Below are 14,635 nucleotides of genomic sequence, written 5' to 3'. Positions count from 1 at the left end.
GGTGCCTTCGGTTCATATAAAGGAACAGGTTATCTCATCGCTGGCGTTATTCCTGCGCAATTGATTCCAGATATTCCGAGCGCTCGTCGCTCATGCGGGCAATGCAGTCGTTTTCGTTGATGTTGTAGGCCTTGCTACCCGCGGCAGACGGGAAGACTTCGACCGCGCAATCGGCGTCGCGCAGCTTTTCCCAGGCCTGTTGGGCGGTCTTGAGCTTGCTGGTGAAGTCGTTGTATTGCGACTTGTTGGCGACGAATTGCGACTGGACGCGATTGAGCAGGTTCTGAAAGTTTTCCTTCAGCAGCTCTTCTGCGGTGTGCCGACTGTAGACCGAGCATTCGAGTGTCTGGTTGTCGCTGTCGACACCGTCGCACGGCGTGCTGTCCGAATCTTGAGCCGCTTGTGCGCCAGTCACGGCGGTCGCCATGAGGGCCAGTGTCAGGAAAATCGTTTTCATCGAGTGGCTCCGATCCATTGATGCCTTGAATTCTGGCCTAAGCGCGAAGCAAAGAACAGGTTTACGACACACGCTGAGAGGGTCTCATGGCCCTTTGTCGCATCTTGACGCTTTCGGCAAACCCCCTGTCGTTTTTGCACCCGGCTCGCCGGACCCTCCGGCATATGCTGACCCCAATAGCGCCGACAGCCGATTCGGCGCGCAAGTACCTAAAAAGGGGACAGCCTGATGAGCCCAGCCGAACTGCACGCCGATAGCATCGTCATTGACGGGCTGATTATCGCCAAATGGAATCGCGAGCTGTTTGAAGACATGCGCAAGGGTGGCCTGACCATGGCCAACTGCACGGTATCGGTGTGGGAAGGTTTCCAGGCCACTATCAACAGCATCTGCACCAGCCAGAAGCTCATGCGCGAGAACAGCGACCTGGTGATGCCGGTCCATACCACCGCCGACATCCGCAAGGCCAAGGAACTGGGCAAGACCGGCATTCTTTTCGGCTTCCAGAATGCTCATGCCTACGAAGACCAGATCGGCTATGTCGAGATCTTCAAGCAACTGGGCGTTGGCATCGTGCAGATGTGCTACAACACCCAGAATCTGGTGGGCACCGGCTGCTACGAGCGCGACGGCGGCCTTTCAGGCTTCGGGCGCGAGATCGTGGCCGAGATGAACCGCGTGGGCGTCATGTGCGACCTGTCCCATGTGGGCTCCAAGACTTCCGAAGAAGTCATCCTCGAATCGAAGAAACCGGTCTGCTACTCCCACTGTCTGCCGTCCGGCCTCAAGGAACACCCGCGCAACAAGTCTGATGCCGAACTGAAGTTCATCGCCGATCACGGTGGTTTTGTCGGCGTGACCATGTTTGCGCCGTTCCTGGCCAAGGGCATCGAGTCGACCATCGACGACTACGCCGAAGCCATCGAATACACCATGAACATCGTCGGTGAGGACGCCATCGGTATTGGTACCGACTTCACCCAGGGCCATGGCCAGGACTTCTTCGAGTACCTGACCCATGACAAGGGCTACGCCCGTCGGCTGACCAGCTTTGGCAAGATCATCAACCCGCTGGGCATCCGTACCGTGGGCGAATTCCCGAACCTGACCGAAACCCTGCTCAAGCGCGGCCATTCCGAGCGCGTCGTGCGCAAGATCATGGGCGAGAACTGGGTCAACGTGCTCCGAGATGTCTGGGGCGAATAACTTCCTACGCGACGCCCCTTTGAATTGATAACCCCGCTGCCCTGCGCGCAGTGGGCGTAACCCGAATTTCTGGAGTTTGACCCCATGGCTAAAATCGCCCCGCAACTGCCTATCGAAGTCGACAGCGAAACAGGCGTCTGGACCTCCGATGCATTGCCGATGCTCTATGTGCCGCGCCATTTCTTCGTCAATAACCACATGGGTATTGAAGAAGTGCTGGGTGCCGAGGCCTACGCCGAAATTCTCTACAAGGCTGGCTACAAATCCGCCTGGCACTGGTGCGAAAAGGAAGCCGAATGCCATGGCATCGAAGGCGTCGCGGTGTTCGAGCACTACATGAATCGTTTGTCCCAGCGTGGCTGGGGGCTGTTCAAGATTCAGGATATCGATCTGGAAAAAGGCACCGCCAGCGTCAAGCTCGAGCACTCGGCGTTCGTGTATGTGTACGGCAAGGTCGGACGCAAGGTCGATTACATGTTCACCGGCTGGTTCGCCGGTGCAATGGATCAGATCCTGGCTGCCAGCGGCAGCTCGATCCGCACCGTTGCCGAACAGGTCTACGGTGGCTCCGAAGAAGGTCATGACGACGGTCTGTTTGTCGTCAAACCGTTGTAAGTCGAGGATCGTGTTATGGCTTTCGAAGCGATGTTCCAGCCGATCCAGATTGGCAAACTGACGATCCGCAACCGGGTCCTGAGTACCGCTCATGCCGAGGTCTATGCCACCGATGGCGGGATGACCACCGACCGTTATGTGAAGTACTACGAAGAGAAGGCCAAGGGCGGCATCGGCCTGGCGATCTGCGGCGGTTCCTCCAGTGTGGCCATCGACAGCCCTCAGGGCTGGTGGAAGTCGGTCAACCTGGCCACCGACAAGATCATTCCGCACTTCCAGAACCTTGCCGACGCCATGCACAAGCACGGCGCCAAGATCATGATCCAGATTACCCACATGGGCCGTCGTTCCCGTTGGGATGGCGAGCACTGGCCGACTCTGATGTCGCCTTCCGGCATTCGTGAGCCGGTCCACCGTGCGACCTGCAAGACCATCGAGCCGGAAGAAATCTGGCGGGTGATCGGCAACTACGCCAGCGCTGCAGCCCGTGCCAAGGCCGGTGGCCTGGATGGTGTCGAGCTGTCTGCCGTACACCAGCACATGATCGACCAGTTCTGGAGCCCTCGGGTCAACAAGCGCACCGACGAGTGGGGCGGCAGTTTCGAGAATCGCATGCGTTTTGGCCTGGAAGTGATCAAGGCCGTGCGCAAGGAAGTGGGGCCTGATTTCTGTGTGGGCCTGCGTATCTGTGGTGATGAGTTCCACCCCGATGGCTTGAGCCATGAGGACATGAAGGAAATCGCCAAGTATTACGACGCCACCGGCATGATCGATTTCCTCGGTGTCGTGGGCTCGGGTTGCGACACCCATAACACCCTGGCCAACGTTATCCCCAACATGAGTTATCCACCGGAGCCGTTCCTGCACCTGGCGGCCGGTATCAAGGAAGTGGTCAAGGTTCCGGTACTGCACGCGCAGAACATCAAAGACCCGAATCAGGCCACGCGGATCCTGGAAGGTGGCTATGTGGATATGGTCGGCATGACCCGCGCCCACATCGCCGACCCGCACCTGATTGCCAAGATCAAGATGGGTCAGGTTGACCAGATCAAACAGTGCGTCGGCGCCAACTACTGCATCGACCGTCAGTATCAGGGGCTGGATGTGCTGTGCATCCAGAACGCCGCCACGTCTCGCGAATACATGGGCGTGCCGCACATCATCGAGAAGTCCACCGGGCCGAAACGCAAGGTGGTGATTGTCGGTGCAGGTCCTGCAGGCATGGAAGCGGCTCGCGTGTCTGCCGAGCGCGGCCATGACGTGACACTGTTCGAGAAAAAGGAATTCATCGGCGGGCAAATCACCACTGCCTCCAAGGCACCGCAGCGTGACCAGATTGCCGGTATCACTCGCTGGTACCAACTGGAACTGGCGCGTCTGAAGGTCGATCTGCGCCTGGGTACAGCTGCCGATCCGGCGACCATTCTCGACCTGCGCCCGGACATCGTGGTGCTGGCAGTGGGCGGTCATCCGTTTCTTGAGCAGAACGAACACTGGGGCGCGGCCGAAGGGCTGGTGGTCAGCAGCTGGGACGTGCTGGACGGCAAGGTTGCACCGGGCAAGAACGTGCTGGTCTACGACACCATCTGCGAATTCACCGGCATGTCCGTGGCCGACTTCCTGGCCGACAAGGGCTCGCAGGTCGAGATCGTCACCGATGACATCAAACCCGGCGTCGCCATTGGCGGCACCTCGTTCCCGACCTACTACCGCAGCATGTACCCCAAGGAAGTGATCATGACCGGGGACATGATGCTGGAAAAGGTCTACCGCGAAGGCGACAAGCTGGTTGCCGTCCTGGAGAACGAATACACCGGCGCGAAAGAGGAGCGGGTGGTCGACCAGATTGTTGTCGAAAACGGTGTGCGTCCAGACGAAGAGCTTTATTACGGGCTCAAGGAAGGTTCGCGTAACAAAGGCCAGATCGACATCGACGCCCTGTTCGCCATCCAGCCACAACCTTCGCTGAGCCAACAGGGGGACGGCTACCTGCTGTTCCGCATCGGCGACTGCGTGGCCCAGCGTAATACCCATGCAGCGATCTATGACGGATTGCGGCTGTGTAAGGATTTTTGAGGAAAGCTGCAAGCCATAAGCTGTAAGCAGCAAGAGAAGACAGCGGATCTGCTGTGCTTTTACTTGTCGCTTACGGCTTGTAGCTTGCACCTCGCCAGAGGTGATTCTGATGTTGAGCACCATTCTCCCCCTCCTGCTCTTCGCTGCCCTGGCCCTTGCGGTGCTGGGTGCTTTGCGGCGGGTAAAAATGTGGCGCAATGGTCGGGCTTCCAAGGTCGATCTGCTGGGCGGGCTGCTGGCCATGCCCAAGCGTTACATGGTCGATCTGCACCATGTCGTCGCCCGGGACAAATACATCGCCAACACACACGTCGCCACGGCGGGCGGTGCGGTGGCGTCTATCGTGCTGGCGATTCTGGTACACGGTTTCGGCCTGCATAACCGCTTCCTGGGCTACGCATTGCTGCTGATGTCAGCGGTGATGTTCGTGGGGGCGGTGTTTGTCTTTCGTCGTCGCCTCAACCCGCCAGCGCGCCTCTCCAAAGGCCCATGGATGCGCCTGCCGAAAAGCCTGATGGCGTTTTCTGCGAGCTTCTTTCTGGTGACCTTACCGGTTGCGGGGATTCTTCCCGAGAACTTCGGTGGCTGGCTGCTGGCCGTGATTCTGGGCGTTGGCGTGTTGTGGGGCGTCAGCGAGCTGTTTTTCGGCATGACCTGGGGCGGGCCGATGAAGCACGCCTTTGCTGGCGCCCTGCACCTGGCCTGGCACCGACGTGCCGAGCGCTTCGGTGGCGGCCGCTCCACCGGCTTGAAGCCGCTGGACCTTACTGACCCGAATGCGCCGCTGGGTGTGGAAAAGCCCGAGGATTTCACCTGGAACCAATTGCTGGGCTTTGACGCTTGTGTGCAGTGCGGTAAATGCGAAGCCGCTTGCCCGGCGTTCGCTGCCGGCCAGCCGTTGAATCCCAAGAAGCTGATTCAGGACATGGTGGTGGGCCTCGCTGGCGGCACCGATGCCAAATTTGCAGGCAGCCCTTATCCATCCCTGGACGGCAAGGGCAAGCCTATCGGCGAACATGGCGGCAATCCGCATCAACCCATCGTCAACGGACTGGTGGATGCCGAAACCCTGTGGTCCTGCACCACTTGCCGGGCATGCGTGGAAGAGTGCCCGATGATGATCGAGCACGTGGACGCCATCGTCGACATGCGCCGCCACCTGACTCTGGAAAAAGGCGCGACCCCCAACAAGGGCGCCGAAGTGCTGGATAACCTGATCGCCACTGACAACCCTGGCGGTTTTGCGCCGGGCGGGCGGATGAACTGGGCGGCGGATTTGAACCTCAGCCTGCTCAGCGAAAAGAAAACCACCGATGTGCTGTTCTGGGTGGGCGATGGCGCTTTCGATATGCGTAACCAGCGCACCTTGCGGGCTTTCGTCAAAGTCCTGAAAGCCGCGAAGGTCGACTTTGCCGTGCTGGGCCTTGAAGAGCGCGACAGCGGCGATGTGGCCCGTCGTCTGGGTGATGAAGCGACTTTCCAGATGCTGGCCAAGCGCAATATCCAGACGCTGTCCAGATACAGCTTCAAGCGCATCGTCACCTGCGACCCCCACAGCTTTCATGTGCTGAAAAACGAGTACGGCGCCCTGGGTGGTGACTACCTCGTGCAACATCACAGCACATACATGGCTGAACTGGTTCAGGGCGGCGCGTTCAAGCTCGGACAGCACAAGGGCTCCAGCGTGACGTATCACGATCCATGCTATCTGGGCCGTTACAACGGCGAGTACGAAGCGCCGCGTGAGGTATTGCGCGCCCTGGGTATCGAGATCAAGGAAATGCAGCGCTCGGGCTTCCGTTCCCGTTGCTGTGGTGGCGGTGGCGGCGCGCCCATTACCGATATTCCCGGCAAGCAGCGGATTCCCGACATGCGTATGGAAGATATCCGCGAAACCGGTGCCGAACTGGTGGCCGTAGGTTGTCCACAATGCACGGCGATGCTTGAAGGCGTGGTCGAGCCACGACCGATGATCAAGGACATTGCCGAACTGGTGGCCGATGCCTTGATTGAAGAACCGGTTACCAGCAAGCCAGAGCCAGCCAGGCGTGAACCCGCGGAGGTGCACTGATGAGCGACATTATTCGCCGCGACCCTCGTGCCGAATGGATCGCACGTAACCGCCTGCACCCTTTGCATGCAGCGATGCAGCCTGCACAGACCAGCTGGATGGGACCCAATGGCCTGATGCGCAAGAACGTACACGGCCTGGGTTTTATCGGGCCTAACGGCATCAAGCGCATCGACCGCAGCGGCGCGCAGCAGGGCGGGACGGTCAAGCGTTCTGCAACTGCCGAGATCAGCCTGCCGCTGTATCAAGTACCTGAGCCAGCGTTTTACATCACCGTGGTGCCGGACATGGTTGGTGGCCGCCTGAGCAGTCACGACCGTGATCTGCTGGGGCTCGCCCATCAACTGGCGGGCAGCACTGGCGCTGTACTGGCCGTGGTGTTCGGTGAGCACAAGGAAAGCACTTTCGAGACGGCGGGTGTCGACCGCCTGCTGGTTCTTGAAGGTGATGAGTTCAGCGGTTATTCACCGGAACAGCGCGTGCAAGGGCTGCGGGCTGTGGATAACCAGTTCAACCCACGGCACTGGCTGCTGCCGGACAGCCGCAGCGGTGGCGGGGAATTGGGGCGGCGTTTTGCGGCCAGCCTGGGCGAACGTCCGGCGACCCGGGTCTGGCAGGTCAAGGATGAGCAGTGTATCGGGCGTGCCGGAGCGGGGCGCGAAGACCTGGCTCGTCCGCTGGCGCGCCTGATTCTGGCGGCTGCCGAATGTGCCGATCCAGTCAGTGATACCCGTCATGAAGCATTGCCGGTGGAGTTATCCACACCTGTGGCGCGCAGTCTCGCGCGTATCGAGGACTTGGGCGCGGTGGCGGTCGATCCTGCAGTTATCCCCATGGCTGAAGCGGAGTTCATCTTCTCGGGCGGTAATGGCGTCAAGGACTGGGACCTGTTCCATCGCACTGCGGCAGCCTTGGGCGCGACCGAAGGTGCATCCCGGGTGGCGGTGGACGATGGCTTCATGAGTCGGGACCGTCAGGTGGGTGCCAGCGGAACCTGGGTCACGGCACGCGTGTATGTGGCTGTGGGTATCTCGGGCGCGATCCAGCACCTGCAAGGCATCGGCGCCTGCGACAAGGTCATTGCGATCAACCTGGATGCGGGCTGCGACATGATCAAACGCGCCGACCTGTCGGTGATCGGTGAAAGCGCAGACATCCTCAAGGCTTTGATCGACGCGGTCGAGGCTTATCGCAACGAGGCAAAACGTGATGCGGCCTGAGCGAGGGAATTCATCTGTGGATAATGCTTCATTGAACAAGACCGCGTTGCAGGTCATGAGCCTGGTATCCATCGGCGCTCACCCGACCTCGGGACGCGCCCGCCGCGCCGAGCAGGATGCACGGGCCGTGGAACTGGGTTTGCAACTGGTTGGGGATAACTTGCAGGTGCTGCACGCCGGCAATGCCCAGGAACCTGCATTGCGGGCTTATATGGGCATGGGCCTGGACGAACTGCAGGTGCTGGAGCAGCCCGAAGGGGCGGATGCATTGCCTGCCCTGACCGATTACATCCGCGATTCGGCGGTGCAGATCGTGCTCACCGGCAGCCAGGCGGAAACCGGTGAAGGTTCGGGCATGTTGCCGTTCCTGCTGGCAGAAAGACTGGGCTGGCCGCTGGTGGTGGGCCTGGCTCAGGTGGAATCCCTGGATAACGGCGTGGCCCTTGTCCTGCAAGCCTTGCCCCGAGGTCAGCGACGTCGCCTCAAGGTTCGCCTGCCGTTTCTGGCCACTGTGGATAACGCAGCGCCAAAACCGCGCCAGAGCGCCTATGGCCCGGCGCAGCGTGGAGCATTGGGCGTGGAGCAGGTGGAAGTGGTGGTGGATGAGTTACTCACAGCCCATGGCCTGCAACCGGCTAAACCTCGCCCCAAACGCCTGAAAGTGATCAAGGCCAAGAGCGGCGCCGACCGCATGAAAGCCGCTACCGCCAAGGCCAGCGGCGGCACCGGGCAAGTGCTCAAGGGCGTCAGCCCGCAGGACGGCGCAGCGGCGATCCTCAAGCTGTTGGTTGAAGAAGGCGTTATCCGATAAAAACCAGTTGTGTAGGAGCGAATTTATTCGCGAACCTTTTCGCGAATAAATTCGCTCCCACAGGGAGTTACACACATTCCCTGTGCGTCTGCCTGTGGATAACATGTTCGCGGGTTGCTGAACCCCATGTAAACCGTGCCTTACAGACCTCTGGTTGAAAAATGATCAACCTAACTTACGGTTTTTACTGACTTTTCCATGTGGATAAACAATCCACTGCTCCCCGTCTCCTTGATCAATTGCCCACAAACTCTGTTGGCCTCTCTGTGGACAAGTTGTTCGTGATCTCCTGTAGACCATATAAAACGTGGCTTTCAAGGTTTCGTATAAAAAATGATCAATTGATCATGAATGGCTATAAATGTCCCTGTAAAGCCTTGCTGTATCACGCCTGGAGCAGTTTTCCACAGTTCATGACTCACAAGCCAGAAGTTGCCCCCAAAGTCTGTTGGCGCTTCTGTGGATAAGGTGTTCGTGATCCCTTGAAGGTCAATGAATATAAGGCTTTCAAAGGTTTGATCAAAAAATGAACAGTATGTCCCGCAATTGAGGTAATCAGTAAGTCACGGTTTTTTCAGGTTTTTTGAGAGCGAAAAAATCGACTTTCCCACAATTGCTGTGGGCTGATCTGTGGATAAGTTGTTTGTTGTGTGCGGGAGAGGGCGGCAGACTTGGGGTGTGAGGGGGTTGGATGTTTTTTGATCAACATCCAACCCCGCAGGGTCATTCGTGGTTGACCGCTACACCTTTGAGGTAGGGCGCAGGTTCTGCTCCCAGGTTTTCCAGTACCCGCGAACTGTACCAGTCGATGAAGTTGACCACGCCGAACTCATAGGTCTTGGAGTACGGGCCGGGCTGGTAGGCGCTGGAGTTGATACCGCGCTGGTTTTCCTCGGCCAGACGACGGTCCTGATCGTTGGTGGCGTCCCAGACCTGACGCATGCGCGCTACGTCGTAATCGACGCCTTCCACGGCATCCTTGTGCACGATCCATTTGGTGGTGACCATGGTTTCCTGGGCGCTGATCGGCCATACCGTGAAGACGATGATGTGATCGCCCATGCAGTGGTTCCAGGAGTGAGGCAGGTGCAGGATGCGCATCGAGCCCAGGTCCGGGTTCTGGATACGGCCCATGAGTTTCTTGCAGCCGACCTGGCCATCCATGGTCATTGACACAGTGCCCTTGAGCAGCGGCATGCGCACGATGCGGTTGCGCAGGCCAAAGCTGGCGTGTGCGTAGGGAATCTTTTCGGCGTCCCAGGCAGCGGCGGAGGCGGCCACATGGTCCTTGAAGGTCTGATCGGCACGCGGGTCGGTGACGTCGTCCCATTCCAGCAGGGTTTTCAACAGCTCCGGGTGTGAGCCGTTGCAGTGATAGCACTCGCGGTTGTTTTCGATCACCAGCTTCCAGTTGGCCTTTTCCATCAAGGTGGTCTGTACCGCCACCTTGGTGTTTTCCATGTCGTAGGGTTCCATGTAGTGCTTGAGCGTGGCCAGGAACTCATCGATGGCGGGTGGATTCTCCGCCAGGCTGATGAAGATATAGCCGCCAGCGGTTTTTACGTTCACGGGCTTGAGGCTGAAGTTCTTCATGTCGAAGTCGTCGCCCATTTCGGTGCCCGCGTACAGCAGGCGTCCGTCCAGCTCGTACGTCCATTGGTGGTAAGGGCAGACCAGCTTGGCGACCTTGCCTTTCTCGCCGGTACACAGACGCGAACCACGATGGCGGCAGACGTTGTGGAAAGCATTCACGCTGCCATCCGGGGCGCGCACGACGAGGATCGGGTTCTTGCCGATCTGCAGCGTCAGGTAGTTGCCCTTGGCCGGAATTTCGCAGGTCATGCCTGCAATCAGCCATTCCTTGTGAAAGATTTCCTGCATGTCGATTTCAAACAGGCGGTCATCACTGTAGAAAGGCTGCGGCAGCGAATAGGTGCGCTCGCGGTTCTGTAGCATCTCGGCGGTGGCCTTGCGTGCAGGTTCCAGCGGGTCGCCAAGGCTCAGGGTTGCGGTGATGTCCATTTTTCAGATTCCCTCATGACCGCATCGTTGGCGGCCTGCGAATGTGGCTAATACGGTTCTTTGCAGCGCTGCACGCAAGGCGATTGGGGGTCGCTCATGCCGGTGAGTTTTTTCATGGCTGTTAAGGGGCGAGTGTGGAGGCGGGCGCGGACTGAACCTTATCCATGGGCGACATGGCCGAATCCGTTCCCGACTAGGGAACCCACGGTCTGTGGGGGCTGGTCGCCGTAAGTACGTGAATGTCGTTGATAGGTAAATGCGCCTCCTGCGCGTTACGCAGAATCCCCATCATAAAGGCCGACAGTCGGTCGTGGAGATCAAGTATGTCCCAGAATTTTCTCAACCCGGTAACCACCCAGACATGGGCCAATGGCCGCCATCTTGTGCGGGTCGTCAAGGTGATCCAGGAAACCTGGGATGTAAGGACCTTCTGCTTCATGGCAGACCAGCCGATCCTGTTCTTCTTCAAGCCCGGCCAGTTCGTCACCCTGGAGCTGGAAATCGATGGCGTGCCCATCATGCGTTCCTACACCATCTCCAGTTCGCCGTCGGTGCCTTACAGTTTCTCGATTACCGTCAAGCGCGTGCCGGGAGGCAAGGTTTCCAATTACCTGCACGACACGCTGCATGAAGGCCAGGAGCTGGCAGTACACGGGCCTGTCGGGCTGTTCAACGCTATCGACTTCCCCAATCCGAAGATTCTCTATCTGAGCGGCGGCGTCGGTATCACGCCGGTCATGTCCATGGCCCGCTGGTTCTACGACACCAATGCCAATGTCGACATGGTGTTCGTACACAGCGCCCGTTCGCCCAAGGACATCATCTATCACCGCGAACTGGAGCATATGGCGTCGCGGATCGATAACTTCAGCCTGCATCTGATCTGTGAGAAGCACGGCCTTGGTGAGCCTTGGGCGGGTTATCGCGGTTACCTGAACCAGCGGATGCTGGAGCTGATGTCGCCGGACTACAAGGACCGCGAGGTGTTCTGTTGCGGGCCGACGCCGTACATGGCTGCGGTCAAGCGCATGTTGCAGGAAAGCGGCTTCAACATGGCGCAGTACCATGAAGAATCCTTTGGCGCGACGCCGCCTGAGGTGCGCGCCGAAGCCGTGGAGCATGCCGAAATTGCTGCGGATGCGCCGGAAGTCGATTTGGCGGATCTGCATCAGGTGGAATTCACCGACACCGGCAAGAGCATTCGTGTCGCGCCGGGTGAAACCGTCCATGCGGCAGCTTCCAAGCTGGGCCTGATGATTCCCAAGGCCTGCGGCATGGGCATCTGTGGTACCTGCAAGGTCATGAAGCTCAGCGGCGAAGTGGAGATGGAGCACAACGGCGGCATCACCGACGAAGATGTGGAAGAGGGTTACATCCTGTCGTGCTGCAGCGTACCAAAAGGGGATGTGCGGATCGAATATTGATCCGCAAGGGGCGCATCGAGTGTGCGCCCGGTTCTTTCAAGTCTTACCCGTGATTCTGTTTATAGGTCGCCAGTGCCGGCAGCAATTGCTGATCTATGGCCTGGCGTACCGCTGGCAGTATGGTTGCACTGCCGGTCAGTAATTGCTCGACCAGACGCCGCAAGGCTGTGGCGCGTTCTTCGGTCAATCCACATACCGCTTGCGTACAGGCCTGCTCAGCCGTTGCGCCACTGGGCATCTCGAACCCCAGCGCTCTGAGCTGGCTCAGCAAGTCCTCTTGATCAACCAAATCCGCATGCATCATGACGAGTGTTCCTTTGATCGGGTAAGGCCCTGATTCTGGTAGCGCGCCGCTGCTGCGGCAAGCCCGCCTGCCGGGGATGGCTTGATTACCTACGGGCAGGTCGCTTTTTGAATGGCTCAGTCCGGTAAAAAGCCGATCAGCGGTCAGGTTTATGCGCTTTAACTGTTATTTATGACAGTACCCAACCCGTTGTTGCGGGTATTCAATAATTCCCTGTTATTCCTGACCCGATATGGAGGACGCGCTTTGGTAATGACTCATTCAATGGAGCACATCATTTATCTGTTAACGATTGACGTTTTAAAGGCAGCACCTGTTTTCTCGAATGATGGTCTGAACAGGCCAAGGGATTGGTGGGTTAAATGCAAAGAAAAATATTCACAGGTACGGCTTTCCTGAGCCAAAAGACAGAGTTTCCCTTCCATGTATCGTCTCCCCATGAAGCAAGACTTCTTGCCAGTATTCCTTTGAATTTCTCACCCAAGGAAATTGATGTAAGCCCGGATGACACTCTGCTTTTTGTCTCTCATGACGATGGGACAGGGGTCAGTTTTATCGATATCGAGAGCCGTGAAGTCGTATCCAGTATCAAGAGGGGTTGTGTAGGCGATGTGGCTGTCAGTCCGGATGGACGCAGGCTTTATGTTACGGGACAGAATGAATGCTCAGTGATTGATGTCCAGCGCAATGCACTGGTCGCGATCCTCGATTCGGAGGGCGTCGATAAAATCGCGGCCAGCCCGGACGGGAGTTTCATCTGCCTGTCTTTCCGCTACGCGCCCGGTGGGCTTATCCGTATGGTTGACGCCATTGATTACAACGCCGAAAGCGATTTCGACCTGGGCAAAATGTCGAATGCAGTTCTAGTCATGGCAATCAGTCCGGACGGCAATTACATCTATGCATCGGAACTTGCCGATGACCCCGACAGTGTTGTCGCAATGATCGATACGCGGGATTACTCGCAAGTGGATATTCCGGGGTTCAGAAACCCATGCTCCATGGCGGTCAGTGCCGATGGCAGCCAGCTTTATGTGGGCGGATTTGATGAAATGTTCGTGACTGATACGGCCAGGCAGAAGATTCTGTATACGCTGGAGTTCGGTTCAAGGGGTTACCCCGTCAATATCATCGGTGGAACACCGGATGATCGCTATGTGTACGCCATTCATTCCTGCAATTTCGATTTGTACAGAATCGATACGGTTGAAAGAACCGCCACGCGCATCGACTTCTTTCACTCTGTAGGGGGTGCAGTCCTGAACCGTGAAGGTGATCGTCTCTATACCACTCACCCCGACAGGAAGTGGATTTCCATTTATGCCTTGTAATGCGGGCAATGCCTGATCCTGTTACGTGCAACTTGCTGGAAGGGTGATCAAAGCCGTTCACCCTTCGCCACTGAAAGCACTGTCTTGTTCCCGTCCGAGTTTTGCTAAACTGCGCAGCCTTCCAGGAGCTGCCATGAATTACCGTCACGCCTTCCACGCTGGCAACCATGCCGATGTGTTCAAACACCTGACCCTGACTCGCTTGATCGCCCTGATGGCGCGCAAGGAGCAACCTTTCGCCTATATCGACACCCACGCCGGACTTGGGCTTTACGACCTCAAGGGCGATCAGGCCACCCGCACCGGTGAATGGCTGGAAGGTATCGGGCGCTTGTGGAATGCGCCGGACCTGCCTGCGCTGGCAGCCGATTACCTGCAAGTGCTGCACGACATGAACCCTGATGGCGAACTGCGCTATTACCCGGGCTCACCTGAACTGGCCCGCCGTCTGACCCGTGAACGCGAGCGTGTTCTGCTCAACGAGAAACACCCCGAAGACGGGCGGTTGCTCAAGGAAAACATGAAGGGTGATCGCCGGGTGGCCGTACACCTGGGCGAAGGCTGGCATGTGCCACGGGCCTTGCTGCCGGTTGCCGAGAAGCGCGCCGTGATGCTGATCGACCCGCCTTTCGAGCAGCTCGATGAAATGAAGCGCTGTGCCGTCGCCCTCAAGGAAGCCATTGGCCGCATGCGCCAGACCGTCGCCGCGATCTGGTATCCGGTCAAGGACCAGCGCCAGCTCAAGCGCTTCTACCAGGACCTGGCCGAAACCGGCGCGCCGAAGCTGCTGCGCATAGAGCTTCATGTTCACCCGCTGGACACCCCGGCAAGCCTCAACGGCTCCGGCCTCGCCATCGCCAACCCGCCTTGGGGGCTGGAAGAGGAACTGCGCGAACTGATGCCTTATCTGGCCGAGAAGCTGGGCCAGACCCGGGGTGGCTGGACGATGGATTGGTTGATAGCGGAATAGGTGAGGGAGCTGCAAGCTGTAAGCCGCAAGCTTCAAGCGCGTTTTTCGCGAATGAATTCGCTTGTGTCTGCAGCGAGAGATAAAGTCAAAGGTGAGAGGGGTGAATGGCAAGCTGATTATTCGATGTG

The 14,635-nt window shown here is 58.2% G+C and carries 12 protein-coding genes; 9 read left to right on the top strand and 3 right to left on the bottom strand.

Features of this window, described 5'->3' with window-relative positions; genetic code table 11:
- Window positions 1-46: 46 nt before the first annotated feature.
- Window positions 47-457 (bottom strand): lysozyme inhibitor LprI family protein, encoded by a 411-nt coding sequence (locus K5D32_RS09220; RefSeq protein WP_025258232.1) that lies wholly within the window; start codon window positions 455-457, stop codon window positions 47-49.
- Window positions 458-685: 228 nt separating this feature from the next.
- On the opposite strand from K5D32_RS09220, the gene K5D32_RS09215 reads away from it, so the two are divergent.
- From K5D32_RS09215 to K5D32_RS09190, 6 genes are all read left to right on the top strand, one after another.
- Entirely contained in the window at window positions 686-1,663 is a 978-nt protein-coding gene (locus K5D32_RS09215; RefSeq protein WP_025258233.1) for a dipeptidase, read from the top strand.
- Between the two features lie 84 nt (window positions 1,664-1,747).
- Complete coding sequence (locus tag K5D32_RS09210; RefSeq protein WP_025258234.1) at window positions 1,748-2,278, top strand: DUF5943 domain-containing protein; 531 nt, start codon at window positions 1,748-1,750, stop codon at window positions 2,276-2,278.
- Between the two features lie 15 nt (window positions 2,279-2,293).
- Window positions 2,294-4,354 (top strand): NADH:flavin oxidoreductase, encoded by a 2,061-nt coding sequence (dgcA, locus tag K5D32_RS09205; RefSeq protein WP_221593180.1) that lies wholly within the window; start codon window positions 2,294-2,296, stop codon window positions 4,352-4,354.
- A 109-nt stretch (window positions 4,355-4,463) separates the two neighbouring features.
- The gene (gene dgcB, locus K5D32_RS09200; protein WP_221599983.1) at window positions 4,464-6,425 is read left to right on the top strand and encodes a dimethylglycine demethylation protein DgcB; all 1,962 of its coding nucleotides are present in this window, start codon (window positions 4,464-4,466) and stop codon (window positions 6,423-6,425) included.
- The gene (locus tag K5D32_RS09195) at window positions 6,425-7,645 is read left to right on the top strand and encodes an electron transfer flavoprotein subunit alpha/FixB family protein (RefSeq protein ID WP_221599981.1); all 1,221 of its coding nucleotides are present in this window, start codon (window positions 6,425-6,427) and stop codon (window positions 7,643-7,645) included. The genes dgcB and K5D32_RS09195 overlap by 1 nt, the downstream gene beginning before the upstream one ends.
- On the top strand, window positions 7,635-8,456 hold the full coding sequence (locus tag K5D32_RS09190) for an electron transfer flavoprotein subunit beta (protein ID WP_221600099.1): 822 nt from the start codon (window positions 7,635-7,637) through the stop codon (window positions 8,454-8,456). The genes K5D32_RS09195 and K5D32_RS09190 overlap by 11 nt, the downstream gene beginning before the upstream one ends.
- A gap of 723 nt (window positions 8,457-9,179) precedes the next feature.
- On the opposite strand, the gene gbcA is transcribed toward K5D32_RS09190, so the two are convergent.
- Window positions 9,180-10,478 carry an SRPBCC family protein gene (gene gbcA, locus K5D32_RS09185; RefSeq protein ID WP_221593177.1) on the bottom strand — a complete coding sequence of 433 codons (1,299 nt, stop codon included), beginning with the start codon at window positions 10,476-10,478 and terminating at the stop codon, window positions 9,180-9,182.
- A gap of 323 nt (window positions 10,479-10,801) precedes the next feature.
- On the opposite strand from gbcA, the gene gbcB reads away from it, so the two are divergent.
- Window positions 10,802-11,902, top strand: a complete 1,101-nt coding sequence (gene gbcB / locus K5D32_RS09180; RefSeq protein ID WP_095067248.1) for a glycine-betaine demethylase subunit GbcB — start codon at window positions 10,802-10,804, stop codon at window positions 11,900-11,902.
- A 43-nt stretch (window positions 11,903-11,945) separates the two neighbouring features.
- On the opposite strand, the gene K5D32_RS09175 is transcribed toward gbcB, so the two are convergent.
- Complete coding sequence (locus K5D32_RS09175) at window positions 11,946-12,206, bottom strand: hypothetical protein (RefSeq protein WP_221599979.1); 261 nt, start codon at window positions 12,204-12,206, stop codon at window positions 11,946-11,948.
- Between the two features lie 362 nt (window positions 12,207-12,568).
- Between K5D32_RS09175 and K5D32_RS09170 the strand changes: the two genes are divergently transcribed.
- On the top strand, window positions 12,569-13,537 hold the full coding sequence (locus K5D32_RS09170) for a WD40 repeat domain-containing protein (protein ID WP_260407325.1): 969 nt from the start codon (window positions 12,569-12,571) through the stop codon (window positions 13,535-13,537).
- Between the two features lie 133 nt (window positions 13,538-13,670).
- On the top strand, window positions 13,671-14,507 hold the full coding sequence (locus K5D32_RS09165; RefSeq protein WP_198724306.1) for a 23S rRNA (adenine(2030)-N(6))-methyltransferase RlmJ: 837 nt from the start codon (window positions 13,671-13,673) through the stop codon (window positions 14,505-14,507).
- The last annotated feature ends 128 nt before the right edge of the window (window positions 14,508-14,635 follow it).

Origin of the sequence: Pseudomonas cichorii (genome assembly GCF_019719005.1) — a bacterium.
In the GTDB taxonomy this organism is placed as follows: domain Bacteria; phylum Pseudomonadota; class Gammaproteobacteria; order Pseudomonadales; family Pseudomonadaceae; genus Aquipseudomonas; species Aquipseudomonas cichorii_E.
This window is presented reverse-complemented; position numbering and strand designations above follow the sequence as displayed.